Source organism: Streptomyces boninensis (genome assembly GCF_048572725.1).
Taxonomy (GTDB): domain Bacteria; phylum Actinomycetota; class Actinomycetes; order Streptomycetales; family Streptomycetaceae; genus Streptomyces; species Streptomyces boninensis.
The window spans coordinates 533266-557791 of sequence record NZ_CP183837.1 but is presented as its reverse complement, the minus strand read 5'-3'; the positions used below and the strand labels follow the sequence as shown (position 1 = coordinate 557791).

Below are 24526 nucleotides of genomic sequence, written 5' to 3'. Positions count from 1 at the left end.
CACCATGAGTGATCTGGCGGTCGTGGGCCTGGACTGTGCGTTCGCGGGCGCGGACGGACCCGACGCCTACTGGGATCTGCTGATGCGCGGCGCCGACGCCATCGGACCACTGCCCGCACATCGCCGGCACGGCCCGGAGTTCGACGGACTCGTGCAGGGCGCCTTCCTGGAGCACGCCGACGTATTCGACCACGCCTTCTTCTCCGTCTCCCCGCGGGAGGCGGGCGCCATGGACCCGCAGCACCGGCTGCTGCTGCACAGCGCCTGGCGCGCCCTGGAGGACTCGGGCCGCGCGCCGGGCGGCTACGCGGGCAGCGACACCGGCGTCTTCGTGGGCACCATGAGCAGCGAATGGGCGCAGCTGCACCTGGGCGACTACGACCGCATCACCCCGCAGCTGGGCTCCGGCAGCGCCGGTGGCATGGCGGCCAACCGGATCTCCTACCACCTGGACCTCAAGGGCCCGAGCCTCGCCGTCGACTCCGCCTGCTCCTCCTCCCTGGTGGCCGTGCACCTGGCGGGGAACGCACTGCTGTCCGGCGAGTGCGGCACCGCGCTGGCCGCGGGCGTGAACCTGGTCCTCACGCCGGCGCTCGGCCTGGTCTACCAGCAGATGGGGCTGGCCTCGCCCAGCGGCCGCTGCAAGCCGTTCAGCGCGGACGCGGACGGGATCGTACGCAGCGACGGCGTCGGAGTGGTCGTCCTGCGCAGGCTCGAGGACGCGCTCGCCGACGGGCAGCGCGTCTACGCCGTCATCAAGGGGACCGCCGTCAACCAGGACGGCCGCAGCAACGGCGTCACCGCACCCAGCCGTTGGTCGCAGAAGGAGGTGCTGGCCGCCGCCTACCGCCGCGCCGGAGTCGGCCCGGAGCAGATCCGGTTCATCGAGGCGCACGGCACCGGCACCGTCCTCGGCGACACCATTGAATGCGCCGCGCTGGGGGAGGTGCACGCCGTGCGCCGGGACCAGCCGTGTGCGATCGGCTCGGTCAAGGGCAACCTGGGGCATACGGAGGGCGCCGCCGGCATCGCCGGGCTGATCAAGGTGGCCCTGGCGCTGCACCACCGGATCGTGCCCGCGAGCCGCTTCGCCACCCGGGAGAACCCCCGGCTGCGGCTGGGGGAGCGGGGCTTGCGGCTGCTGAAGGCGCCCGTCCGGCTGCCGGCCGCGGGCACCCTGGGCGCGGTCTCCAGCTTCGGCATGGGCGGCACCAACGCGCACGCCGTCCTCGCCACCGCCCCGCGCATCCGGCGCGCCCCTGCCCGCCGCACTCCGGCCGCCGGGGGCGTGTTCACCCTCTCCGCCGACACGCCGCAGGCGCTGCGCCGCAATCTCGCCGCCCAGGCCGAAGCCGTCGCGCGCCGCCCGCGCGGGGACGCGGCGAGCCTGTGCTGGAGCAGCAATCGGGTCAAGACTGGGCTGCCGTACCGGGCGGCCTTCCCGGTCGGCGACACCGGTGAACTGGTGGCGGCGCTGCGCGCGGCCGCCGAAGGCGAGCCGATGGAAGGCGCCGCGCGCGCCGCCGTCGGCAGGGCCTGGCGCGAGCCGGTCGTCGCCTTCCTCTTCACCGGCGACGACGCCCCGGAGCCGGGCCTGCTCACCGGACTGTACGAGGCGTCGCCTGCCTACCGCCGGTACCTGGACGCCGCCGACGCCGCGCAGGCCCGGCACAGCGGCAGCCCGCTGGGTACGGATCCGGCCGCCGCCGGGCGCACGCTTCCCGCGGTGTTCGCGGTCCAGTACGCCCTGTACCGGACCCTCGGCGAGCTGGGCGTGCACCCGCAGGCAGTCCTCGGCCACGGCGCGGGCGAGTACGCGGCCGCCGTCGCGGCGGGCGTGCTCGGCCTCGAGGACGCGGCCCGGCTGGTGGTCGCGCGCGACGGGTGCACCGACGCCGGCTTCGCCCGTATCGCCGGCGAACTGACCTATGAACGGCCGGAGGTGCCCTACGTCTCCTCGTGCTCCGGCCGGGTGCTCGCGAACGAACCGGTGGCCGCCGGGTACTTCATCGCCCAGGCCACCGAGCCGGTCCGGTGGGCGGACGCCTGCGCCGCGCTGACCCGGGACCTGGAGCCGACCGCGCTCGTCGAAGTCGGCCCCCGTCCTTCGCTGCCCGCGGGGGCCCGTACCGAAGACGCCCGCGACATCCCCCTCGTCCACCCCGCATCCGGTCGCGGCGGTGCGGTCCGCGAGCTCGCGGAGGCGCTGGCCGAGCTCTACCGCTCCGGCGTCGAGCCGCGGTGGGACGGTCTCTACTCCGGCGAGCAGCGCCGGCCCGAACGGCTGGAGCCGTATGCCTTCGCCACCGAGCACCGTTTCTGGCGGCAGCCGGCCCGGCGGGAGCAGCCGGCGACCGGGCAACCACCCGCGGACGCGGCCATGACGCAGCCACCGTCGGCGGACCCGGCCCCGGCCGCCGGGGACCAGGGCGACAGCGATCCGGTGTTCCAGGCGATCGTCCAGGCGGTGGCCGAAGTCGGCGGTCACGACGGCGGACTCGTCGGCCGGGCGACCCGCTTCCATGACGACCTCGGCTTCGACTCGGTGATGATCATGCAGCTCAAGGACCGCATCGAGAGCCGGCTGCCGCAGGCCGGCCAGATCACCGTGCAGCAGTTGCTGCCCGAGCTGCACACGGTCGGGACTCTTGCGGCGTTCCTCAGCGAGTGGATCAGCATTGGAGCGGCGACATGACCGATATCCCCATGCCCTCCCTCTATATCGGCGGTACCGGCGTCGCATTGCCCGGGGCGCCGGTCGGCAATGACGCGCTCAGCAAGGCCTTCGGGATCAGCGAGGAGTGGATCGACCTGTTCGTCGGCACCCAGACCCGCCACTTCGCCTGGGATCTGGCCACCGGCGACATCACCCACACCCTGGCCGATCTGTGCGCCGAGGCCGCGGGCAACGCGCTCGCCGCGGCCGGACTCGAGGCGCAGGACCTGGACTTCCTGCTGCTGACGACCGCGACCCCGGACCTGCTGCTGCCCGCCACCGTCAACGAGGTCGCCGACCGGCTGGGCATCGACCACGTGCCCACGTACCAGATCCAGGCCGGCTGCTCGGGCGCGGTGCAGGCCTTCGACGTCAGCCGGGCGCTGCTGGCGGGCGGCCAGCGCGCGGGTTTGATTCTCTCCGGGGACCTGACGGCGCGATTCATGGACACCCACCGCCGCGCGGCCACCATGCCGACCGAGGAGCTCGTCAACTATGTGCTGTTCGGCGACGGGGCCGGCGCGGCCGTGGTGAGCGCCGAGCCGATCGGCGACGGGGTGGAGCTGTGCGGACTGATCCACTGCTTCATCGGGCTCGGCCGCCCGCCGGGGCAGATCCTCGACTGGGACGGCTCGGTCCGGCGCAGCCCCGGGCGGCAGATGCTCCGCGAGGACTACAAGGCGATCGAGGACCATGTGCCGGCGATGGCCGCCGAAGTGCTGTGGGAGCTGCTCGACATCACCGGCTGGAAGCGTGACGACGTCCAGTTCCTGCTCCCGCCCCAGCTGTCCGGACGGATGACCGAGCGGATCACCGCGCAGCTGGGGGTGCCGGAACTGCGCGAGGTGTCCTGCATCGCCGACACCGGGAACACCGGCAACGCCCTGCCGCTGATGCAGATCGACCAGCTGGTGCCGGCCCTCGCCCATGGTGAGCGCGCTGTGACCGTGGCCATCGAATCGAGCAAGTGGATCAAGGGCGGCATGGCCCTGGAGAAGACGGCCGCGCCGGGCCGGGCGGCCGGCGCCGGAGAACGGGGGCGTGAGTCATGACCGCATCGCCGGCCGGATCGCCGGTCGAGCAGCTGCGCCGGCTGCGGAGCGCCGGCCGGCTGGCCGCCGACTGGCCCCGGGTCCGTACCCTGCTGGCCGAGCTCGCCGACACCGGAGACCGTGAGGGGCCCGGCGTCCTCGCCGACTGGCTCGCCTGCGGCCGCATCCTCGCCGGCCTCGATACGGACCAGGTGCTCGCCCGCCATCCCGCCGCCGACCCCGTAACCGTCGCGATCACCGGTCACGCCACCCTGGCCGAACTCACCGACCCGCTCGTCGCCGAACTCGCCCGGCACGGGATGCCCGCCCGGATCGTCACCGGCGACCACGGCGCCTGGCAGCGCGACCTGACCGACGCCGACGGCCATTTCGCCCTGGCCGAGCCGGACATGACGCTGTGCGTCCTCGACGCGGGTGCCGTATTCGGCGAGGTGGGCGTGCCGTGGAGTGCGACGGACGCGGCGGACGCCTGCGAGCGGCTGGCCGGCCGCCTCCAGGCGGTCTGCGCCGCCACCGCCAAACGCGGCGGCATCCTCGTACTCAACACGCTGCCGCTGCTGCGCACCCACACCCATCAGCTGGTGGACGAGCGGCAGCGGTCGGAACTGGCCGCGATGTGGCGGGAGTTCAACGCCCGGCTGCTTCGGCTGTCCGTGCGCCACCCGCACGTCGTCGTCATCGACCTGGATCCGCTGATCGCGGACGCCGGACCGGCGACCGACCCGCGGCTGGCGCAGTACACGCGGGCCCCGTTCACCGTGGAAGTGCTCGCCGGCTACGCCCGCGAGGCCGGCCACATCCTGCGCTCGCGCCGCGGACTGACCCGTAAATGCCTGGTCCTCGACCTCGACGGCACGCTGTGGGCAGGGGTGCTCGGCGACGACGGCCCCGAAGGGGTCGACGCCGACCCGGCGGGCCTGCGCGGGGCGCCGCACGACGCCCTGCAGAAGGTGGTCAAACAACTCGCGGCCCAGGGCGTGCTGCTCGCCGTCAGCAGCAAGAACGACGTGGGCCCGGTCCTCGAGGCGCTGCGCGGGCGCCGGGACATGACGCTCGGTGAGGCCGACTTCGTGCGCGTACACGCCGACTGGCAGCCCAAGGACAACCATCTGACCGGCCTGGCGGAGGACCTCGGCATCGCCACCGACAGCCTCGTCTTCGCCGACGACTCCGCCGCCGAACGCGCCCTGATCCGCGGCCGCCTCCCGGACGTCGCCGTCGTCCCCCTGAACGGCGAGCCGGCCCTGCACGTGCCGCGGCTGCTGCGCGACGGATGGTTCACGGTGCCGCGGCTGACCGCCGAGGACGCCGGGCGGAGCGGCGACTACCGCGGCACGGCCGCCCGCGGCGAGCTGCGCCGCCGGGTCGGATCGCACGAGGAGTATCTGCGCGACCTGCGGATTCAGGTACGGGTGGCGCCGCCGGAGCCGCGCGAGTACGCCCGGATCGCCCAGCTGTCGCTGCGCAGCAATCAGTTCAACCTGACCGGCGAGCGGCTGAGCGAGGCCCGCGTCGCCGGGCTGGTCGCGGATCCGTCGGCGTGGCTGCTCGCCGTACACGTCGAGGACCGCTTCGGCGACAGCGGCCTGACCGGCGCGGTCCTGGCCCGCCACGCCCCGGACGGACTGCGTCTGGAGATGCTGCTGCTCAGCTGCCGGGTCCTGGCCCGCGGCATCGAACAGGGTGTCGTCGCCGGGCTGCTGGCCGCCGCGGCCGCGCGCGGGCTGCCCGCCGTGCACGCCCGTTACCGGGCCACGCCGAAGAACGGCAGGGCCCGGGCGCTGTATCCGGGGCTCGGGTTCACGGTGCGGGCGCGGTCCGGCGGCGAGGAGTTGTTCACGCGCGACCTGTCCGCGCCGCCCGCGGTGCCCGCCCACCTCACGCTCGATCTGCGGCTGGACGACATCCATGGCGCCGCGGGCGCCCACTCCGGGGAGGCCGAGGTTGAGTTATCTCGGCAGTGAGCCGGATCTCGGCGACATCGTCGGCCTGTTCCGGGACGACCTGGGCGTCGAGCTGACCGCGCGCGAGGCGGACGTCGAGCTGGATGACCTGCCGGGCTGGGACTCCATGAACCTGCTGCGGCTGATCATGCTCGTGGAGCAGGGCACCGGACGGCGGCTGCCGCTGCCCGACGTGCTTCAGGCGCGCACGGTCCGGCAGCTTCATCACCTGATCGCCCACGACGAGGCGAAGGGCGGCATGAGGTGACCGCGGCACCGCCCTCGTCGCCCGCGGGAACCGGGGTGCCACTGGGCGAGCCGATCGCGGTCACCGTCACCGGCGCCGACTGGACCCCGTTCCGCACCGATCTGCGCCGGCACGGCAGCGCGCTGGTCCACGGCCGGCTGACCGACTGGCGGGCCGACGGCGACAGTGCGGCGGTACGGTCCGTCCTCGGCCGCGACTGGCCCCGCTACCGGCAGATCGCGCACGCCGAGATCCGCGAGCGCTACGCCGCCTCCCGGATGCTGCTGAAGCACACCGCCGCGGCCGCCCTGCGGGCCGACGCCGCCGACCTGGAGCTGGCCTACGGGCCCACCGGGCGCCCGTCGCTGCGCGGCTGCGACCAGATCGACATCAGCCTCAGCCACACCGACGACCTGCTCCTGGTCGGCCTGACCACCCGCGGCCTGATCGGCGTCGACGCCGAGCTCGCCGGGCGGCAGCTGTACCGCAACAACCTGGACAAGCACATCTGCACCCCGCAGGAGCGCCGCGACCTGGAGCGGCTGCCGCCCGAGGAGCGCAACCCCTCGCTCCTGCGGCTGTGGACGCTGAAGGAGGCGTACAGCAAGGCCATCGGCCAGGGGCTGCAGTTCCGCTTCACGGAGTTCGGCTTCGGCCCGGACGGCAGGCCGGTGCGGGTCAACCGGCCGGACGGCACGCCGGGGGCGGGCGCCGAATGGTTCTTCCGGACCTACGCGCGCGACGTCGCCGGTGTCGCGTTCATCATGAGCGCCGCCGTGCACGACGCGGGTCTCGGCCGCACGCTGGACACTGAGATCACCACGATGCTGGAGGCCGACACCACCGCCGCGATCAACGAGGCGCTGGCCCGGGGCGGCTGAGCGCCGTACCGGCTCAGAAGTCCTCGACCACCATGGTGACCGCCTCGACGACGGCCCGGCCGGCCTGGGTGAGGGTGAGGGTGACCGGCGCCTGCCTGCGGCCTTCGGCGTCCCGTCCGCGCAGCCCCACCACGGCCGCGCAGCGCATCGCGAGATCCGGTTCCGCGTAGCCGCGGAAGTGGACCTTCAGGGCGGCGAGGGTGCAGCGCTCCGTGGCGAATCCGTAGCCGCGGCCGACCGCGAGCAGGGAGGTCTGCCGCAGCGTCTCCAGCTGCGCGAGGGCGGACAGCTGGCCCTGTGCCGCCTCGTCCGGCAGCGGCCAGTCGGCGGGCAGCCACACCCCCGCCGACAGCCGGCCGTTGGCCAGCGGCGCGGGCCCGTGCACCAGGACGTTCCCGGCGAAGTCGCGGCCCACCTCGGCCGGGTCCACCGGCTGCCCGGGCAGCGGGTCGGGCTCCGCCAGCAGCGCCCGCCCGCGGCTGTGCAGCCGGTGGTTGCGATGCGTCATCGGCGGCAGGAACACCACATTCGCGGTCCCGGTGCCGCACGGCATGTCGTCCAACTGCAGGGCGATGCGGAGCTCCAGGGCGCGCGGCACGCCGTCGATGACCTTGTCGGGCCGTACCCGCAGGACGGCGCTCAGCTCGCCCGGGGCGGCGCCGGTACGCCACGTGCCCACGTCCCGGGCGGCGAGGGCGAAGCGATAGAAGACGCCGGTGCGGCGGGCGGGTATGCCGAAGTGGGTGCCGCCGATGAACTCGCCCGTCTCGCGCACCATTTCGGCGACCGCCTGCAGGTCGTGGAAGCGCCCTGGGCCGTCGCACAGCACCGGATGATCCGCGGGCAGCCGGCCGGTGAGGACGAACTCCTCCTCGCAGTCCGGGGAGTCGGCGAGCCCGAAGGGCTCCCAGGACCGCTGGCGGTGAACGAGACCGCGGCTCTCACTGCTCGGTGCTGGTGGTTCGGCCAGCGAGATATCGCCCCTGTCGGCCACGCGGCGCTGCCTTCCCGTAGATGTGCCGGTCATACGGCAGATGTGCCGCACCAACAGGATCGGACGGGAGGCGGGCGGGCTGCCAGCCGAAACCGGTGGCAGCATGCTGACCTGCAGCAAGTTGGCCGTCAGCGGCCGGGCGGCTCCTGTTCCAGGTCGAGCATCCCGGAGAGGGCGACGTTCACCCCGGCCTGGAAGCGGCTCGCGGAGTCCAGCTCTTCCATGATCTCCGAGATGTGGCGCCGACAGGTGCGCACCGACATGCCGAGGCGGCGGGCCACCATCTCGTCCTTGTGGCCCTGTGCCATCAGCCTGATGATCGCCCGCTTGAGGTCCTCCGTGATCGCGCCGGTGTCCTCGGCGAGCGGGTCGTAGCCGGTGCCCTGGGCCCACAGGTGGTCGTACAGCTTGCACAGGAAGGCGACCAGGGTGGGCTCACGGACGACGATGGCGCCGCTGTTGCGCCCGACGACGTTCTGCTCGGGCAGGAAGACGATCTCGCGGTCGTAGATGGCCATCCGGTCGATCAGCTGATCCGTGGTGCGCACCTCGGCCCCGGCCGCGGAGACCTCGCGGATGTACGCCGTGGTGGCCAGGTCGCTGCGGACGGTGTGCTGGTACAGATGCTGCACGCGCAGGCCGCGCTCGAGCCGTTCCAGGGTGCGGCTGCCCGCCGCGTCCAGCAGATCACTGGGGCGGGCCCCGCCGGGCTGGGCGGTCAGCACCTCCCGAGTGCTGCGCTTGCCGCACTCGTACAGCATGGACTGGACGACGCCCGCGTCGCTGATGACGTCGAAAGCCTCCATGCGATTGCGGCGGCGGCGGCTCTCGAAGTACATGGGCAGCAGCGCGAGCAGGTTGGTACGGGTCACGGTCACGGACCGCTGCAGCTGTCTGATCTCCTGCTCCGCGGGCCCGAGCAGGCCGGCGGCCGCGGCATCGGGACTGACGGGGGCGAGCACGTCCGCCTCGCCGGGCATGGGGTGCAGCAGGTGCAGAGCGAGCAGCCGCTCGCCGATGCGGACCGCCTCGGCCACCGATGTGCCCACGACGTCGGCGATCTGCTCCGGCACGTATCGGCCGGCCTGGACTGCTTCCCGATAGGCGGATATGTCTGTTTCATCCATATCGCCGGACATCGGGCCGGAAGGAAAGGTCTCCGGCATCCTGCCGCCACCCCTTTGCGATTAGAGCATTGTTGCCGTGCAACTTTACTTCGCCGGATAACGCTTGGGGGGCGTTTCCCGGACAGTGCACACTGTGTCCTGATGCAAGTCGAGCATCTACGTGGGGAGGGACATGGATATTTCTGGCCTGCGCCACGCCGGTGGCGCATTCCCCGGCCCCGGAGATGGCGAGGACGACAAGGACGACGAGTGGAGGAAGTGACGGCCGTGGCGGGACGCCGTGGCAAGGGCGGTCTTTAGCATCGCCCAAGCCGAGCCCGGCAGGCTGTGCCGGGAGCCGGTTCCCGGATGTCCCCCACCGGTCGAGCCGGGCCGTGGCCCCGCCCAAGGGTTTCTCCAGGCCCAGGGCGGGGCCTCCTTACGGTCCGCCGCCGGAATTTCTCCCCATGGTGTGAGCCACCTGGGCCCGTGAATTCGCATCCAGTTTCTTGAATATCCGGCTCATATAGGTCTCCACCGTCTTCGTGCTGATGTCAAGCCGCGCGGCAATGGAATGATTGGTGTAGCCCGTCGCCACCAGTTCCGCAATCTGCCGTTCTCTGCCGCTCAGCGTCGTGATGGTCTGCTTCCCGCCTTTGACGGCCGGCGCCTGGACGCGTCCGCGCAATTCCCGGGCCGCCGCGGCGAGCGCGGGGGAGCCGTACTGTTCGGCCGCATGGCAGGCGAGTTCGGCACCCGCCGCCGCCCGGCCGGTATGTCCCGCGGCCAGCCGGACCCGTGCCAGCGGCAACGCCAGCACCGCCAGCACAGCCCCCTGTCCGCAGTCGAGTGCCGTGGCCACCCCACGGGAGAGGTGCTCCTCGGCCGCCCGGCCGGCTCCCACGGCCTGTTCGGCCTCGCCCAGCCAGCGCAGCGCCTCCAAGTGTCCGGCTAGTTGACCGTCGTCGAGTGGGCCGAGCCTGCGGGCGGCGGCCGCCGCAGCCCGGCGGGCGCCGGTCTCGTCGGCGGCGGCAGCGCGGGCCGCGGCGAGCAGCGCGAGAGCGGTCGCCTGGTGCCCGGGTGCCGCCGCCGCATCGGCCACGGCGGCGTCCAGCGCACGGTGGGCCGCGGGCAGCGCGTCCGCACCGGCGCCCGGCTCCAGCGCCAGCGCGGCCGCCTCGGCCGTCACTTCGGCAGTCCGGTACGGAACATCCGCGAGCTCGTCGAGTACTGCGCGCGCCTGGTCCGGGCGGCCGGCGAGGCGCAGCGTGCGGGCGTGCCAGACTGCCGCCTCCGCCCGCGCGTCGGCCGAGCCCGCCTCGTGCAGGTGCGGGCACACCTGCTCGTACAGCGCCGCCGCCTGCGCCAGTGAGCCGGCCGCCACCAGCGCCTTGTGCAGCAGCAGCCGCGCCTCGACCGGACCGTGCGGGTCGGCGCCGATCCGGCGCAGCGCACGTACCGACCACCACGGCCGGGTGAACACGCCGTCCCGCGCGCTGAGCGCGAGCATGCGGACGTCCTGCGCCGTCAGCCGCGGTGCCTGCTCCAGCAGGGCCGCCAGTTCCCGGGCGGCGTCGGGCGCGTCGGCGCGGCGCAGCTCCTCGACCGCGCGGGCCTGGGCGGCAGTTCGCCAGCCGGCGCCCGCGGCCTGATGGACCAGAGCGCGCACCAAGGGACGGGCGAAGGTGAAACGCCCCGCGCCGTCCGCGGGTTCGATCAGGCCTTCGGCGTGCAGTTCGTCGAGGCCGCGCAGGACGTCATCGTGGGGGAGCGGTGCGGTGGCGGCGACCGCGTCCGCGCTGAAGCCGGCGCCGATGACGGCCGCGGCGCAGGCGGTGCGCCAGCCCAGTGAGGACAGCGTGTGCAGGCCGAGCGGCTCACCGGTCAGCGCCGGCGGGTTCCCGGCGGCCAGCTCCTGGATGCCGTACAGCCCGGGCCCGGTGCCGCCGGACACCGCGCGCAGCAGGCCGGGCGTCCCGGCCGCGTCGCGCAGCGCGAGCTCCCGCTGCAGCGGGGGGAGTCCGGCCGCGAGCAGTCCTGCGGACGCACCGGCGTCGAGCGGCTCCAGAGCCAGGTGCCGCACCCGGTCGGCGTCATGGGCGACGGCCGTGAGGTGCCGGCGTACGACGGGGGTGCGGTGGGCCCACACGGTGAGCACGGGATTGTCCGGCGGATGCCGGACAAGATGCGCGAGAAAGTCCGCCACCTCCGGGCCCGCCCGGTGTACGTCGTCGAGCACCAGCAGGAGCCCGTTGTCCTGGGCCATCAGCTCCAGCAGCGACCGCAGGGCGTGGGCGGTCCCGGCCGGCGCGGAGTCCCGGTGGCCGCAGTCGCAGCCGCAGCCGGAGCCGGCCAGCGCCGGGAAGTGCGGCGCGAGTGCCGCGGTCGCCCGGGCTCCGAGCCGCTCGAACAGCGTGCCGTCGGCCCGCGCGAGATGCTCGTCCAGCGCGTCGACCAGCACACCGAAGCTGCCCGGCCCGCCGATGCGCGGCACGCACCCCATGGCCACACCCCAGCCGTCATGTGCGGCGGTGGCGGCCAGCTGCCCGAGCAGCCGGGTCTTGCCGCTGAACGGCTCGCCGGTGATCCGTACGAAACGGGCGGGGTGCACGGGGTCGCGGGCCAGCTTCAATTGCCGCCGCAACTCGGCCAGGTCCCGGTCCCGGGCGGTGGTCGGCGGCTCCCCGCGCATCATGTCCTGTCGCCTTTCGGATAATCGGCGGCTTCGGCCCGTGGATTCCCGGCCATTGCGGCTGTCGGGGCAATTGCCCACGCCCCGATGGATCCGGCCCCGGCATCCGAAGCCCACGGAAGGACAAGTCCGGACTGTTCCGGAACGAATACAGGCCGAAGGATGGCACTCAAAACCGACCGGTGCCGGCGCGACGACACCGCCGGACCGGTCGGCGGCAATCCAACGGCGAGGAGCAGGCCATGCCGAGTGGTGCGGACAGCCCGACCGGCCGCGGCGCCCGGCTCGGGTACGGTGCGGGCGCGCTGGTCGCAGGCACCTTCACCACGCTCCCCGGACTGCTGCTGCTGCCGTATCTCACGGACACCCTCGGGGTGGCCGCCGTGATCGCGGGTCTTGTGGTGCTGGTGCCCAAGGCGTGGGATGTGCTGCTCATCCCGGTGGCGGGCCGCCTCAGCGACCGCACCGCCCGCCGCCCGCACATCCTGTTCGGCGGACTGGCCGCGGCGGCCGGCTTCGCGCTGATGTTCTCCGGCCTCAGCGGCGGCGGCTGGGGAGCGGCGGTGACCGCGGCCGGCTTCTGCCTGGCCGCGACCGCCTTCGCCTTCTTCCAGGCCGCCTACGCCGCCTTGCCGGCGGAGGCCGCCGACCTGGCCGGGGAGCGGATGCGGATCGTGGCCTGGCGGGTGGCCGGCATCGCCGTCGCCGCCGTCTGTGCCGGCATGCTGGCGCCGGCCGTTGTCGACGCCGGCGGCGGCGGGCTCGCCGGGCACCGCTGGGCGGGCGTGTTCGGCGCCCTGCTGATCGGCGCCGGGACGCTCGCCGTATTCGCCACCACCGCCGCCGCGGCGGACGCCCGCGCCGTCGGCCGCCCAGGGAAGGATCAGCCGGGACGCACGACCGCTCGTGCCCTCTGGGACGCGGTGCAGGCCAGCCCTTCGTTCACCGCCCTGCTGCGCTGCACCGTCCTCCACGTCGTCGCGACCGGCTGCCTGCTGGCCGGCACCCCGTACTACGCCGAGCACGCCCTCGACGACAAAGGCCTCGTCGGGCCCATGGTCGCGCTCTTCGTCCTGCCCAATCTCCTGCTCACACCGGCCTGGCGCAGGTTCGGCGCCCGCCGCGGCCAGAAGACGGGGATCATCGTGTCCTCGTCCCTGTTCGCGGCCGGCTGCCTGCTCCTGCTGGCCGGCCCGCTGCTGCCGCTCGCCGCCCTCGCCGTCATATTCCTGGCCGGCTGCGGCCACGCGGGACAGCTGCTCTTCATGTACGGGATGCTCGCCGACTGCACCGCGGCGGACCGCGCCACCACCGGGCACAACCGGGCCGGCGCGATGTCGGGTTGCTTCTCCGCGGGCGAGACCGCGGGCCTGGCGATCGGCCCGTTCGTCTTCGCCCTCGCCCTGCAGCTCTCCGGCTACGCCTCCTCCGGCACCGGCGAAGCTGCGCATCAGGACGGGGCGGCCACCGCCGGGATTCTGACCGGCACCGCCGTGCTGCCCGCCCTCGGCGTGCTGACCGGGCTGGTGCTGCTGCGCCGCTACCGCCTGGGCCCGGCCGCCGACGACGCTACCCGCGGACACGATGCCGTCCGGGAACCGGTCACGCCAGCCGGGCGGGCGGCACGGATTCGGCGCTGAGCGCCGTCGCACGGCCGTCCGCACGGACCAGCTCCACGGCGACGGCGCCCGCCGGCACCACCTCACCCACCACCGCGGCATCCTGCCCGCAGGGGTGCCTCCGTAACGCCGCGAGCGCCAGCTCGGCCGCCTCGGGGGCGACGATCAGGCACACGCAGCCGGCGGTCGCCGCCTGCACCGCATCGACCCCCAGCTCGTTGAGGGCCACCTGCACCTCGTACCTGACGGGCAGCGCGTCCTCGTTGATCCGCAGCCCGAGACCCGTATCACCGGCGTACGCCAGCAGCGTCGCGGCGAGGCCGCCGCGGCCCACGGTGCGCACGGCGCGCAGCGCCCCGGTCGGCACCGCGCCGCGTACCTGGCCCAGCAGCCCGACGAGCGGCGCGCAGCCGGGGGATATGACGCTCTCGTGCCCGAGCGAGGCGCGTACCGACAGCAGATGGGCGCCGAAGCCGCCGAGCGGGGCGCTGACGATGAGGCGGTCGCCGGACCGCGGCTCCGGTCCGTCGCGGGTCGGCCGGCGCACGCCGAGTCCCGCCGTGTGGAGGTAGATCTGGTCCGCCTCACCGGCCCGTACCACGCGCGTGTCCACGTCCATGACGACCACTCCGGCGGCGCCGGCGGCGTCCCGTACCGAGTCGGCGACCCGCCGCACCCGCCGCAGCGGCAAACCCGCCTCGATGACCGCGGACAGGGCCAGGCCGAGCGGGGCGGCCCCCGCGGCGGCGAGTTCGTTGACGGTGCCGCACACCGCCACCTGGCCGATGTCGCCGTCGGCGAAGAAGGGCGGGTCGACGACGTACGTCGCGCTCAGCACCGTCGGCGTCCCCGCTCCCAGCGGCGGGCACGGGCCGAGGGCATCGCCGAGCGCCGTCGCCACGAAGGCGCGCAGGCCGCCGCCCGGCACGAAGCCACGGTCGTCCGGCAGCTCGACGTGGCCCGTCATCGCGAACGCCTCGGAGAAGACGGTCACCGCGTATCCGTCGCTAACACCTGTGCCTGCGCCGTGACCTTGTCCGCCTGCCGCAGCATCAGATTGACCCGTACGCAGCGCCGGCCCTCCGTGTCCAGGCCGGCCGGCTCGGGGCCGGCGACACACCAGAGCGGCAGGTCCAGCTCGGCGTGGCCGCGGACGTGCACGGTGAGTTCGGTCAGGGCCGTGCACTGTGGCGCAAGGCCATGGCCGTGGCCGGCGGCCAGCACGGCGCTCTGCCGTAACGCCTCGACCAGGAGCAGCCCGGGTACGGAGTCGGCGGCGTCGGCAAAGAAAACCGTGCTGTCCGGGTCCACCAGGACGACGGTGGTGTACGCCCGGCCCTCGCGCGTCGGAATCGACACCACCACGTTGTCCGGGTCGACGCGGCCGACCTCCGCCGGGTCGGCCGGGCGCCGTGCCCGTCCGCCGCCCGGCTCCGCCGCGGCGCCGAGCGCCGCGATGCGGCTGGCGGCCCGGTGATTGCGGGCCACGGTCGGCGTGACGAATACCAGTTCGGCCGTGCCTTTGCAGCCGGGGACCCCGCCGACGGCCATCGCGCCCGAGAGCCGTAACCCGCGCGGCACCCCGGCCACCGTCACGGTCGGCGTCGCCCGCAGATCCAGGGCCAGCCGGGCGGCGTCGCCGGCCGCGGCCCAGGCGTCGGTGTTGGTGATCCGTTGCATGAACCGGTAGTACAGGCCCGGTCGTTCGGCCGGCACATCGAAGTGCCGGTGCCCGATGTGCAACCCGGCGCGGCGGGTGAGCTCCACGAAGACCTGTGGATCGTGGCGCAGCGGGTCGTCGTTGAACAGCGGATGCCGCTGCGGCATCTCGCTGCGCACGATGAAGCGTTCCTCGCTCGGCGGTGCGCCGCGCGGGCGCTGCTGGTGATGCAGCTGCCGGTGCACGGTGGTGACATCGAGTCCTGCTGGTGCTTCGGGTCGCGGCATGGCGGGCTCCTCCGGTGCCGGGCGGGCCGGCCTTCTATGGGGCCCGGAACCGGATGCCCAGGCATGGTTCCTCAAGCCTCGCGAGCCCGACGGGCAGCGGCCAAGCATGCGCCGGTGACAGCAAGTTGCCGTGCAGAGACTTCCCGCCGCACACCTGGGCCCGCGTCGCTTTAGCCGTACGCAGGGACCTGTTTGCAGACTCACCCCACAAGGGCCGCAGCGAACTACCTGCCTCCCCGGGCGCGGTCCTTGGGCTCATGTCCGAGCGGCATGGCCGGCACCCGGTTCGACGGCGCTCATCGTCAGGAAGGCGGTCAGGATCATGACCGAGATCTCGGGCGCACCGCGATGAGCGTCACGGTCCGGGTGCCGGCCAAAGTCAATCTCCATCTCGGTGTGGGCCACACCCGGGAGGACGGCTACCACGAACTGGTCACCGCCTTCCAGGCCGTCTCGCTCCACGACACCGTCGAGGCCCGTCCGGCGGCTGAGCTACAGCTCACCGTCGCCGGATCCGACACCGGCGGAGTCCCCGTCGGCCCGGACAACCTGGCGGCCCGCGCCGCCGTGATGCTCGCCGACCGGCTGGGGACGCGGCCGCGGGTGCACCTGCACATCGACAAGCGGATCCCGGTGGCGGGCGGCATGGCGGGCGGCAGCGCGGACGCGGCCGCCGCCCTCGTCGCCTGCGCCCACCTGTACGGGGCCGACGCCGCCCACCCGGCCGTCGCCGCCTGCGCCGAAGAGCTCGGCAGCGACGTACCGTTCGCGCTGTTCGGCGGGAACGCGCTCGGCACCGGCCGCGGCGAGAAGCTGACCCGGCTGCCCGACGGCGGCACGTTCCACTGGGTGTTCGCGCAGGCGCACACCGGCCTGAGCACACCCGTGGTCTTCCGTGAGTTCGACCGGCTCGCCGCACCCGCGCCGGACCCGGCCGCCCCCGACCGGCTCGCCTCGGTCCTCGCCGCCGGCGACGCCGCCGGGCTGGCCCCCCTGTTACGCAACGACCTCCAAGCCGCCGCTCTGCGGCTGCGCCCCGAACTCGGCTCCGTACTGCGGCTCGGCACCTCGGCCGGGGCGCTCGGCGGCATCCTCTGCGGCTCCGGCCCCACCTGCGCCTTCCTGGTCGGCAGTGCGCCCGCCGCGGACGGGCTGGCCCGGGCCCTGGACGGCTCCGGGCAGTGCCGCGCGGTGCACACCGCCACCGGCCCGGTGCCGGGCGCCACCGTCTCCGCCACCTTTGTCAGTGAAGGAGCAGCGTGAATCCCGTAACGACCCGGCCCCCGGAGGGCGCCGCGGCGCCGGTACAGGTGCCGTTCTTCAGTCAGGTGAACACCTTCGAGGAGCTGTGGCCGAAGATCGCGGCCCACACCGAGGACGTGCTCGAGCGCGGCAAGTACTCGCACGGCCGCAAGGTGCTCGAGCTGGAGCGGGCGCTGGCCGCCTACACCGGCGCCCGGCACGCGATCGCCGTGAACAACGGCACCGACGCGCTGACTCTGCTGCTGCGCGCCGCCGGGATCGAGCGCGGCGACGAGGTCGTCGTGCCCGCGTTCACCTTCGTCGCGACCGCGACATCGGTCGTGCTCGCCGGCGGCCGGCCGGTCTTCGCGGACATCGACCCGGTGACGTACGCGATGGACCCGGACTCGCTCGCCTCGGTGATCACCGAGCGTACGAAGGCGGTCATGCCGGCCCATCTGTTCACCCAGCTCGCCGACATGGACGCCATCAACGCCGTCGCCCGTGCGCACGGACTGACGGTGGTGGAGGACAGCGCCGAGTCGATCGGCATGCGCTGGAACGGCACCCACGCCGGGCTGCTGTCCCGGGGCGGCATCCTGTCCTTCTTCCCCACCAAGACGCTGGGCGCGATCGGCGACGCGGGCATGGTCATCACCGACGACGACGAGATCGCCGAGCGGGTGTCGATCCTGCGCCACCACGGCCGGATGGGAAAGACCATCGACCACATCGCCGGCATCTCCAACCTCTCCGGCGCCTCCGGCACCAACTCCAAGATGGATGACCTGCAGGCGGCGGTGCTCTTGGCGAAGCTCGAGCGCCTCGACGCGGACATCGCCCGCCGCGCCACCCTCGCCGCCGCCTACACCGAGCGGCTGAGCGGGATTCCCGGCGTGCTGCGGCTGCCGGCCATCGTGGAGCGCGGCGTCCCCACCGACCCCGTCTTCTACGTCTACGAGATCGAGACCGAGCGCCGGGACGAACTGGTCGCGCACCTCACCGCGCGCGGCATCGGGACCGACACGTACTACCCGATCCCGCTGCATCTGCAGCCCTGCTTCGCCGGCCACGGCCACCGGGAGGGCGACTTCCCGGTCGCCGAGGCGGCCAGCGCCCACGCGGTGGCGCTGCCCTTCTTCCCGGACCTCACCGAGGAGCAGCTCGACTACGTGACCGGCACCATCCGGGATTTCTTCGACGGGAGGCAGCTGTGAAGACCCTGCCCTTCTTCCCGCCCGACCTGTTCGAGGCGGACCGGGACGTTCTGCTGAAGGCGCTGCTGGAGACCGGCACCGACCCGGAACAGCGGTTCATCCTCGGCCGGCGCACGGCGGAGTTCGAGCAGCAGCTCAAGAAGGACACCGGCGCCGGCGACGTGATCGCCTGCGGCAGCGGCACCGGCGGCCTCGAACTGGCCGTCGGAGCCCTGGACATCGGCCCGGGCGACGAGGTGATCGTGCCCGCGTTCTGCTGCCAGCCGGTCGCCTCGTCCGTGGTCAACGCGGGTGCGGTGCCCGTCTTCGCCGACGTCGATCCGTGGACGATGGTCATGGACCCGGACTCCATGGAATCGCTGATCACCGAGCGCACCCGGGCCGTGATGCCCGCCCACCTCTTCTCGATCATGGCGGACATGCCGCGGATCATGGAGATCGCGCGGCGCCACGACCTGCCCGTCATCGAGGACGCGGCGGTGGCCCAGGGCGCGGTGCTCGACGGGGTGCCGGCCGGCCGCTGGGGGACGCTCGGCGTCTTCTCCTTCTTCCAGGTCAAGGCCCTGGGCACCGCGGGGGAGGGCGGCGTGGTGCTCGCCGACGACCCCGAGCTCGCCCGTGCCGTACGCATGCTGCGCAACCACGGGCAGGACGGGGTGACCCGCTTCCTGCACCACCGGGTCGGCCGCAACAGCCGCTTCGACGAGGTGATCGCGGCCTTCCAGCTGCACCGGCTGCCCACCCTCGGCGACCGGCTCGAGCGCCGGGCGCAGATCGCCGACTACTACACGGAGCGGTTCGCCGCCCTGGCCGACAGCGACGTCAAGGCCCCGCCCGCCGGGCGCAACGGACGCTGCTACTACGTCTATTCACTCCAGGTCTCCCGCCGTGAGGACCTGCGGGCCTACCTGATGGAGCACGGCATCGGCAGCCACGTGTACTACCCCACGCCGCTGCCGCTGCAGCCCGCCTTCGCCGCATGGGCGCCCGAGGGCATCGACTGGCCGCACTCCCGCTGGGCGAGCCGGTCCAACCTCGCGATCCCCATCTGGCCGCATCTGACCGACGCCGATGTCGAGCGCATCGCCGACACCATCTGCGACTTCTTCGCCTGAGCGAGACGGAGCACTGCCCATGACCACATCCGTGCAGACCACCCCGCAGGAAGCGGGCGCCCGCCAGGAGTACGTCTTCGACTCCCTGTGGGACCAGGAGACCGAGCGGCTGCGCACCAACGAGGCGATCTGGGACCCCGGCACCTTCGAGCGCTTCAGGTCCCTGGGCGTGAGCGACGGCTGGCACTGCCTCGAGGTCGGCGCCGGATCCGGCTCGGCGGCCCGCCACCTCGCCGAACTGGCCGGGCCCAGCGGCCGGGTCGTCGCCGCCGACCTGGAGACGGTGCGGCTGGACGCCGACCGCGAGGCGGGCACCTTCGAGTGCTGGGAGATCGACGTCCGTGACGACGAGCTGCCCGCCGAGTCCTTCGACCTGGTGCACGCCCGGATGCTGGTGCAGCACCTGCCCGACCGCGAGTCCGTGATCGCCAAGTTCGTACGGGCCCTGCGCCCCGGCGGGGTGCTGTTCCTGGAGGACACCGACTCCTCCACGCTCTTCCGCAGCGCGGCGAGCGAGGACTTCCTGCAGGACGTACGGGCCGCCGGATACGGCCTGATGCGCGAGGCAGGGCACGACCCGCGCGGCGGTCACGTCGACTATCACTTCGCGCTGTCGTCGGGCCTGGAGGACGTCCAGGCGGAGGGCCGCGTGGTGCTGGTGCGCGGCGGCTCCGAGCAGGCCCGTCACTACCAGCTCTGGCTGCAGTTCATGGCCCCGCAGATCATTGCCACCGACCTGGTCGGCCGGGAGCGCATCGACGAGGCGATCGCCGAGATGGGCGACCCGGCCCACAACTGGCTCAGCCAGGTGCAGATATCCACCACCGGCCGCAAGCCGAAGAACGCCTGAAGCTCAAGCGCCGTACGACGGAAGGAGAGGGCATGAGCACCACGACCGCGGCTGTGCCGGCGAGCCGGCTGCTCGCCTACTTCCGGCTGGCCAAGCTGACGTTCTACGACTACTACCTGGCCGCCCCTGTCGTCTGGACCCTGCTGCCCGCCGCACAGCGCGACGACGGGCGGGTGCTGGGCACGCTGCTGGCCGCCACCCTCGGCTGGGTCGCCATGACGGCCGCCACCGTCGCCTTCGACGACGTGCACGGCTACCGCGACGGCAGTGACCACACCAACTACGACCCGGCGCAGAGCCTGCGCAACCGCGCCCGCAAGCCCCTGATCAATGGCGACCTGACGGAGCGCCAGGCAGTGCGGTTCGGTTACGCCGCGCTGATCACCGCCGTCATCTGGCTCGGGATCGCCGCCGCCCTCGCACCGGAGCGCTCCGGCTGGGTGCTGGCCCTGATCCCGTTCCAGGTGGCGATCAGCGTCCAGTACGCGTACGGGCTGCGGCTGAGCTATCGCGGCTGCCAGGAGCTGGTGCTGCTGGCGAGCCCCGGCCTGATGGCGCTGATCCCGTACGGCCTGATCCACGGCGAGCTGAGCGGAGCGATCATCCTCGAAGCCTTCCTCATCGGGCTGTGGTCGCTGCTGGTGTCGGTCTACTCCAACGTCAATGACCGGGTCGGCGACAAGGCCGCGGGCCGGCGGAACCTGGCCACCACCCTCAGCCCGTCCGCGTACCGCATCGCCATCGTGCTGCTGTCGCTCGCCGAGACCGCCGCGCTGCTCGTCGCCTGGGCCGCCGGCGCCGTACCGGCCTCGTTCCTCGCCTGGATGCTGCTGCCGCTCGCCATGCGGGCCCGGCAGTTGGGCGCCGGGATTGTGCGCGGCGACGCGCTGCGCGCCCGGAAGCTCGGCGTCGACACCCACCGCATCGGAGTGGCCGCGCTGCTCGCCGCCAACCTGCTCGTCCTCAGCTGACCCTTCCCTCGAAAGAGCCATGCCGACATGAAGAAGACTCCACGTCCCAAGAATCTGGGCGCGCTGTTCGAGCACTACGCCGGCGCCGGGCCCGTCTGGCACCTCGACCGGCCGTTCGACATCGCGCCCGAGCGCGGCGTCGAGTACGACGTCACCGCGCTGGCCCGGCTGGTCGCCGAGATGTCCGGGCGGCTGTGGGAGGCGGGCCTGCGCTCCGGCGACCGGCTCGCCATCATCAAGGACAACCACCACGACGTGGTGCTGCTGGCCGCGGCCGCCGCCCGCATCGGCGCGCTGCCCGCCATGATCTCCGCCACCAACGACCCGCAGGTGCACGCCGCGATCATGGAGCGGTTCGAGCCGCGCGTACTCGCGGCGTCCGGCTCGGTGCTCGCCGCGGCCGCCGCCGAGGGCGTGCCGCTGGTGCCGCAGACCACGCAGATCGTCGCCATCAACGGGGGCGCGGACCTGGCCCCGAACGCGGTCTCGCTGGCCTCGCTCGAAGGCGCCGACGTCCCGCCGATGAGCCTGCGCCCCGACCACGAGCCGATGATCTGCACCCACACCTCCGGGACCACCGGAGTGCCGAAGCTGGTGGTGCACTCGCCGCAGACCCTCATCGGCGTGCTGACCAAGCTGGAGACGCTGCCGATCCCCGGCCTGTCCATCCGGCCGGACGACGTCTTCGCCTCCTGCATCGCCTTCGTCCACGGCCGCGCCATCACCTGGACCTTCGCCCAGCTGGCCCGGCCGCCGCACAAGGTCGTGGTGCTCGGCGGATCAGAACCCGACACCGCCGCCAAGCTCCTCTCCCAGCACCGGCCGACGGTCCTGGAGGCCTGCCCGAACATCTACCAGCGGTGGGAGCCGCTGACCCAGTCCCACCCCGAGGCCTTCTCCCGGGTGCGTACGTACCTCAACACCTTCGACGCCATCCACCCGCCCACCGTGCGGAAGTTCATGGAGGCCTCCCGGCGCAAGCGCCCGATGTGGGGCCAGGTGTGGGGCCAGAGCGAGACGGGCCCGGTCGCCATGGCCGTCTACTCCCGCAAGCAGATCCGCGAGAACGCCGGCGCCCTCGACCCGGTCACCAACAATGTCGGCCGGCCGATCCCGTTCGTCACCCGCGTGAAGATCGTCGACCCGGAGACCCGCCGGCCCGTGCCGGCCGGCAAGTCCGGAGTCGTGCTCGTACGCACCAAAGGACGCTGCCTGACCTACCTCGGCGAGGAGGACCGGCACACCGAGAAGGACTGGGACGGCTGGTGGAACACCGGGGACCTCGGGGTGCGCTCGCGGACCGGCACCCTGCGCCTGCTCGACCGGGAGGTCGACCTGATCCCCGGCGTCAGCGGCATCGCCCTGGAGTCGGTGCTGCTCGAACGCATCGACCGGGCCACGGAGGTGATCGTCCTCGGCGACCCCGGCGGCAAGCCGGTCCCGGTGATCAGCCTCGCCCACGGCGAGCTGTCCGCGGACGAGTGGAGCGAGGCCACCCGCGGGCTGCCGGAGCTGGCCGAGCCGCACGTCATCGCCTGGGAGGACTTCCCGCGCACCGGCACCTGGAAGGTGCGCCGCTTCGCGCTGCGCCAGCGGGTGCTCCACTCCGAGGCCACCTTCGGCACCGGCCACTGGACCTGACCGGCGCGCCCGCACCGCACCTACCCAACCGACTACGACCGAACGGAACGACGCGATGCCAAAGATCGTGATCATGGGCCAGGGGTACGTCGGCCTGCCGCTTGCCGTGCGCGCGGCCGAGGCCGGCGAGCAGCACACGGTCGTCGGCTTCGACGTCGACGCACAGCGGATCAAGAGGCTGGAGGCCGGCGAGTCCTTCGTGGAGGACGTCGCCCCCGAACAGCTGAAGGCCGTCCTCGCCTCGGGCCGCTACTTGCCCACCACCGAGGAGCGCCGGATCGGCGGCTTCGACGTGGCGGTGATCAGCGTGCCGACGGGGCTGCGCGAAGGCGTGCCCGACCTCAGCCACATCGAGTCCGCGGCGCGCAGCCTGGGGCGCTTCCTGCGCCAGGGCGCCACTGTGATCCTGGAGTCCACCACGTATCCCGGCACCACCGAGGAACTGGTCGCCCCGATCCTGGAGGAGTACTCGGGGCTGAGCGCCGGAGCCGATTTCCACCTCGGCTACAGCCCCGAGCGGATCGACCCGGGGAACCGCGCCTGGACGCTGGCGACCACCCCCAAGGTCGTCTCCGGCATCGACGCCGACTCCCTGCGCGCCGTCGAGGAGTTCTACACGAGCGTCGTCGCCAGCACGGTGGCGGTCAACTCGACCAAGGTCGCCGAGCTGACGAAGCTGATCGAGAACACCTTCCGGCACGTCAACGTGGCGCTGGTCAACGAGCTCGCCATCTACGCCAACGAGCTCGGCATCGACGTCTGGGAGGCGGTCGAGGCCGCGTCCTCCAAGCCGTTCGGCTTCATGCGCTTCACCCCCGGCCCCGGCGTCGGCGGCCACTGCCTGCCCGTCGACCCCGTCTACCTCTCCTGGCGGGTCAACCGGGCCCTCGGCCACCGCTTCCGCTTCGTGGAGCTCGCCAACGACGTCAACGACCACATGCCCGGATACGTGGTGCAGCGCCTGCTCACCGCGTTCAACACCCGCGGCCGCGCCCTCAGCGGCGCCCGCGTCCTGGTCCTCGGCCTCGCCTACAAGCCGGACACCGGCGACGCCCGGGAGTCGCCGGCCGTCCGCGTCGTCGACGGCCTGCTGCGGCTCGGCGCCCAGGTGCGGGCGGCCGACCCGTACGTCGTGGAGTCGGCGCCCATCGACCCGCGGGTGGTACGCGTCGAGCTGGACGCCGAGGAGGTGGCCACCGCCGACGCCGTGGTGCTGCTCACCGACCACTCCGCGTTCGACTACGGACTCGTCACCGAGCACGCCCCGTTCGTCCTGGACTGCCGGCGACGGCTGCCGGCCACCGCCAACGTGGAGTTCCTGTGACGCCCGGCTCCCGGCACGTACTGGTCACGGGCGCGAGCGGATACGTCGGCGGCGCCGTGGCCCGGGCGCTGCTGGACGCCGGGCACGCGGTGACGGGGCTCGTCCGCGACCCCATCGGAGCGGCGCCCCTTGCCGCCGCGGGCGCCCGCCTGCACACCGGCGACATGCTGCGGCCGGACACCTACGTCCCGCTCGTCGCCGGCGTGGACGCGGTCGTGCACGCGGCCCAACTGCGCGCTCCCGGACGGCTGACCCGCTCCCGGATCGGCCGGATGCTCGCCGCCGACGGCGTGATGGCCGCCGCCCTCGCCCGCGCCTGCCTCGCCGGCGGCAAGCGGCTGCTGTACGCCAGCGGCGGCTGGATCTACGGCGACCACGGCGCGCACTGGATCGAGGAGTCGGCCGCCCACCGCCCGGCGCCCCTCGGCACCTGGCACGCCCAAGGGGTGGCCATGCTGCGCGAACTGGGCGGCCAGGGCCTGGACTTCATCGCCCTCCACGCCGGATTCGTCTACGGCCCCGGCGGCAACTTCGAGCGCGCCTTCGCCGCTCCCGCGGCCGCCGGCCGGATCCGCTATCCCGGCGACGGCACCAACTACTGGAGCTGCGTCCACCTGGACGACCTGGCGGCCGCCCACGTGGCGGCGCTGGAGCGGGCCCCGGCCCGGGCGGAGTACAACGTCGCGGACGATTCGCCGCTGCCCCTGGCCGCCTTCGCCGCCGCCACCGCCCGCGCCTTCGAGGCCCGCCCGGCTCAGCCCGTACCCCGCCCGGCCGCCGCCCTCGCCCTGGGCCTGCCCGCCGTCCGCTCACTGACCACCTCCTATCGCCTCAGCAACGCCCGGGCCCGGGCCGAGCTCGGCTGGCAGCCGCGGTACCCAAGCGTCGTCGAGGGCCTGCCGTCAGTGGCCCGGGCCCTGCGCCCACCGGCGCTCACCAGCACCCACAACGCACTGAAAGGGCGGTAAA

At 73.3% G+C, this 24526-nt stretch carries 19 protein-coding genes; 14 read left to right on the top strand and 5 right to left on the bottom strand.

What is annotated here, in order from left to right; genetic code table 11:
- The first annotated feature begins 4 nt into the window (after window positions 1-4).
- The 5 genes from ACNNMR_RS02430 to ACNNMR_RS02410 are packed head-to-tail and all read left to right on the top strand — an operon-like array spanning window position 5 to window position 6839.
- Window positions 5-2695 (top strand): type I polyketide synthase, encoded by a 2691-nt coding sequence (locus ACNNMR_RS02430; RefSeq protein ID WP_419992807.1) that lies wholly within the window; start codon window positions 5-7, stop codon window positions 2693-2695.
- A complete protein-coding gene (locus tag ACNNMR_RS02425) occupies window positions 2692-3768 on the top strand; it encodes a 3-oxoacyl-ACP synthase III family protein (RefSeq protein ID WP_419992806.1) in 1077 nt (358 codons plus the stop codon). The genes ACNNMR_RS02430 and ACNNMR_RS02425 overlap by 4 nt, the downstream gene beginning before the upstream one ends.
- On the top strand, window positions 3765-5732 hold the full coding sequence (locus ACNNMR_RS02420; protein WP_419992805.1) for an HAD-IIIC family phosphatase: 1968 nt from the start codon (window positions 3765-3767) through the stop codon (window positions 5730-5732). Before ACNNMR_RS02425 ends, ACNNMR_RS02420 begins: the two co-directional genes overlap by 4 nt.
- Entirely contained in the window at window positions 5713-5979 is a 267-nt protein-coding gene (locus tag ACNNMR_RS02415) for an acyl carrier protein (protein ID WP_419992804.1), read from the top strand. The genes ACNNMR_RS02420 and ACNNMR_RS02415 overlap by 20 nt, the downstream gene beginning before the upstream one ends.
- Complete coding sequence (locus ACNNMR_RS02410) at window positions 5976-6839, top strand: 4'-phosphopantetheinyl transferase family protein (protein WP_419992803.1); 864 nt, start codon at window positions 5976-5978, stop codon at window positions 6837-6839. The genes ACNNMR_RS02415 and ACNNMR_RS02410 overlap by 4 nt, the downstream gene beginning before the upstream one ends.
- 13 nt (window positions 6840-6852) lie before the next feature.
- Here ACNNMR_RS02410 and ACNNMR_RS02405 read toward each other — a convergent pair whose 3' ends face one another.
- The 3 genes from ACNNMR_RS02405 to ACNNMR_RS02395 form a co-directional block, all read right to left on the bottom strand.
- Entirely contained in the window at window positions 6853-7833 is a 981-nt protein-coding gene (locus ACNNMR_RS02405) for an AfsA-related hotdog domain-containing protein (protein ID WP_419992802.1), read from the bottom strand.
- 128 nt (window positions 7834-7961) lie between these two features.
- The gene (locus tag ACNNMR_RS02400) at window positions 7962-8960 is read right to left on the bottom strand and encodes a LuxR C-terminal-related transcriptional regulator (protein ID WP_419992801.1); all 999 of its coding nucleotides are present in this window, start codon (window positions 8958-8960) and stop codon (window positions 7962-7964) included.
- Between the two features lie 418 nt (window positions 8961-9378).
- Window positions 9379-11634, bottom strand: a complete 2256-nt coding sequence (locus ACNNMR_RS02395; RefSeq protein ID WP_419992800.1) for a LuxR C-terminal-related transcriptional regulator — start codon at window positions 11632-11634, stop codon at window positions 9379-9381.
- A 239-nt stretch (window positions 11635-11873) separates the two neighbouring features.
- On the opposite strand from ACNNMR_RS02395, the gene ACNNMR_RS02390 reads away from it, so the two are divergent.
- Window positions 11874-13271 (top strand): MFS transporter, encoded by a 1398-nt coding sequence (locus tag ACNNMR_RS02390; RefSeq protein WP_419992799.1) that lies wholly within the window; start codon window positions 11874-11876, stop codon window positions 13269-13271.
- Here ACNNMR_RS02390 and ACNNMR_RS02385 read toward each other — a convergent pair.
- Together ACNNMR_RS02385 and ACNNMR_RS02380 are read right to left on the bottom strand one after the other, a co-directional pair.
- Window positions 13234-14244 carry an AIR synthase-related protein gene (locus ACNNMR_RS02385; protein WP_419992798.1) on the bottom strand — a complete coding sequence of 337 codons (1011 nt, stop codon included), beginning with the start codon at window positions 14242-14244 and terminating at the stop codon, window positions 13234-13236. The genes ACNNMR_RS02390 and ACNNMR_RS02385 overlap by 38 nt on opposite strands.
- On the bottom strand, window positions 14241-15197 hold the full coding sequence (locus tag ACNNMR_RS02380; protein ID WP_419992797.1) for an AfsA-related hotdog domain-containing protein: 957 nt from the start codon (window positions 15195-15197) through the stop codon (window positions 14241-14243). The genes ACNNMR_RS02385 and ACNNMR_RS02380 overlap by 4 nt, the downstream gene beginning before the upstream one ends.
- 348 nt (window positions 15198-15545) lie before the next feature.
- Between ACNNMR_RS02380 and ACNNMR_RS02375 the strand changes: the two genes are divergently transcribed.
- From ACNNMR_RS02375 to ACNNMR_RS02340, 8 genes are read left to right on the top strand one after another with little or no spacing between them, the layout of a single operon-like run.
- On the top strand, window positions 15546-16460 hold the full coding sequence (locus tag ACNNMR_RS02375; protein WP_419992796.1) for a 4-(cytidine 5'-diphospho)-2-C-methyl-D-erythritol kinase: 915 nt from the start codon (window positions 15546-15548) through the stop codon (window positions 16458-16460).
- Window positions 16457-17656: a DegT/DnrJ/EryC1/StrS family aminotransferase gene (locus ACNNMR_RS02370; protein ID WP_419992795.1), complete on the top strand. Its 1200-nt coding sequence runs from the start codon at window positions 16457-16459 to the stop codon at window positions 17654-17656. Before ACNNMR_RS02375 ends, ACNNMR_RS02370 begins: the two co-directional genes overlap by 4 nt.
- Entirely contained in the window at window positions 17653-18771 is a 1119-nt protein-coding gene (locus ACNNMR_RS02365) for a DegT/DnrJ/EryC1/StrS family aminotransferase (RefSeq protein ID WP_419992794.1), read from the top strand. Before ACNNMR_RS02370 ends, ACNNMR_RS02365 begins: the two co-directional genes overlap by 4 nt.
- Window positions 18772-18790: 19 nt before the next feature.
- Window positions 18791-19621 (top strand): class I SAM-dependent methyltransferase, encoded by an 831-nt coding sequence (locus tag ACNNMR_RS02360; protein ID WP_419992793.1) that lies wholly within the window; start codon window positions 18791-18793, stop codon window positions 19619-19621.
- A 32-nt stretch (window positions 19622-19653) separates the two neighbouring features.
- Window positions 19654-20592: a UbiA family prenyltransferase gene (locus ACNNMR_RS02355; protein ID WP_419992792.1), complete on the top strand. Its 939-nt coding sequence runs from the start codon at window positions 19654-19656 to the stop codon at window positions 20590-20592.
- 27 nt (window positions 20593-20619) lie between these two features.
- The gene (locus ACNNMR_RS02350) at window positions 20620-22233 is read left to right on the top strand and encodes a class I adenylate-forming enzyme family protein (protein WP_419992791.1); all 1614 of its coding nucleotides are present in this window, start codon (window positions 20620-20622) and stop codon (window positions 22231-22233) included.
- 55 nt (window positions 22234-22288) lie between these two features.
- Window positions 22289-23557 carry a nucleotide sugar dehydrogenase gene (locus tag ACNNMR_RS02345; protein ID WP_419992790.1) on the top strand — a complete coding sequence of 423 codons (1269 nt, stop codon included), beginning with the start codon at window positions 22289-22291 and terminating at the stop codon, window positions 23555-23557.
- Window positions 23554-24525: an NAD-dependent epimerase/dehydratase family protein gene (locus ACNNMR_RS02340; protein ID WP_419992789.1), complete on the top strand. Its 972-nt coding sequence runs from the start codon at window positions 23554-23556 to the stop codon at window positions 24523-24525. Before ACNNMR_RS02345 ends, ACNNMR_RS02340 begins: the two co-directional genes overlap by 4 nt.
- Window position 24526 lies beyond the last annotated feature (1 nt).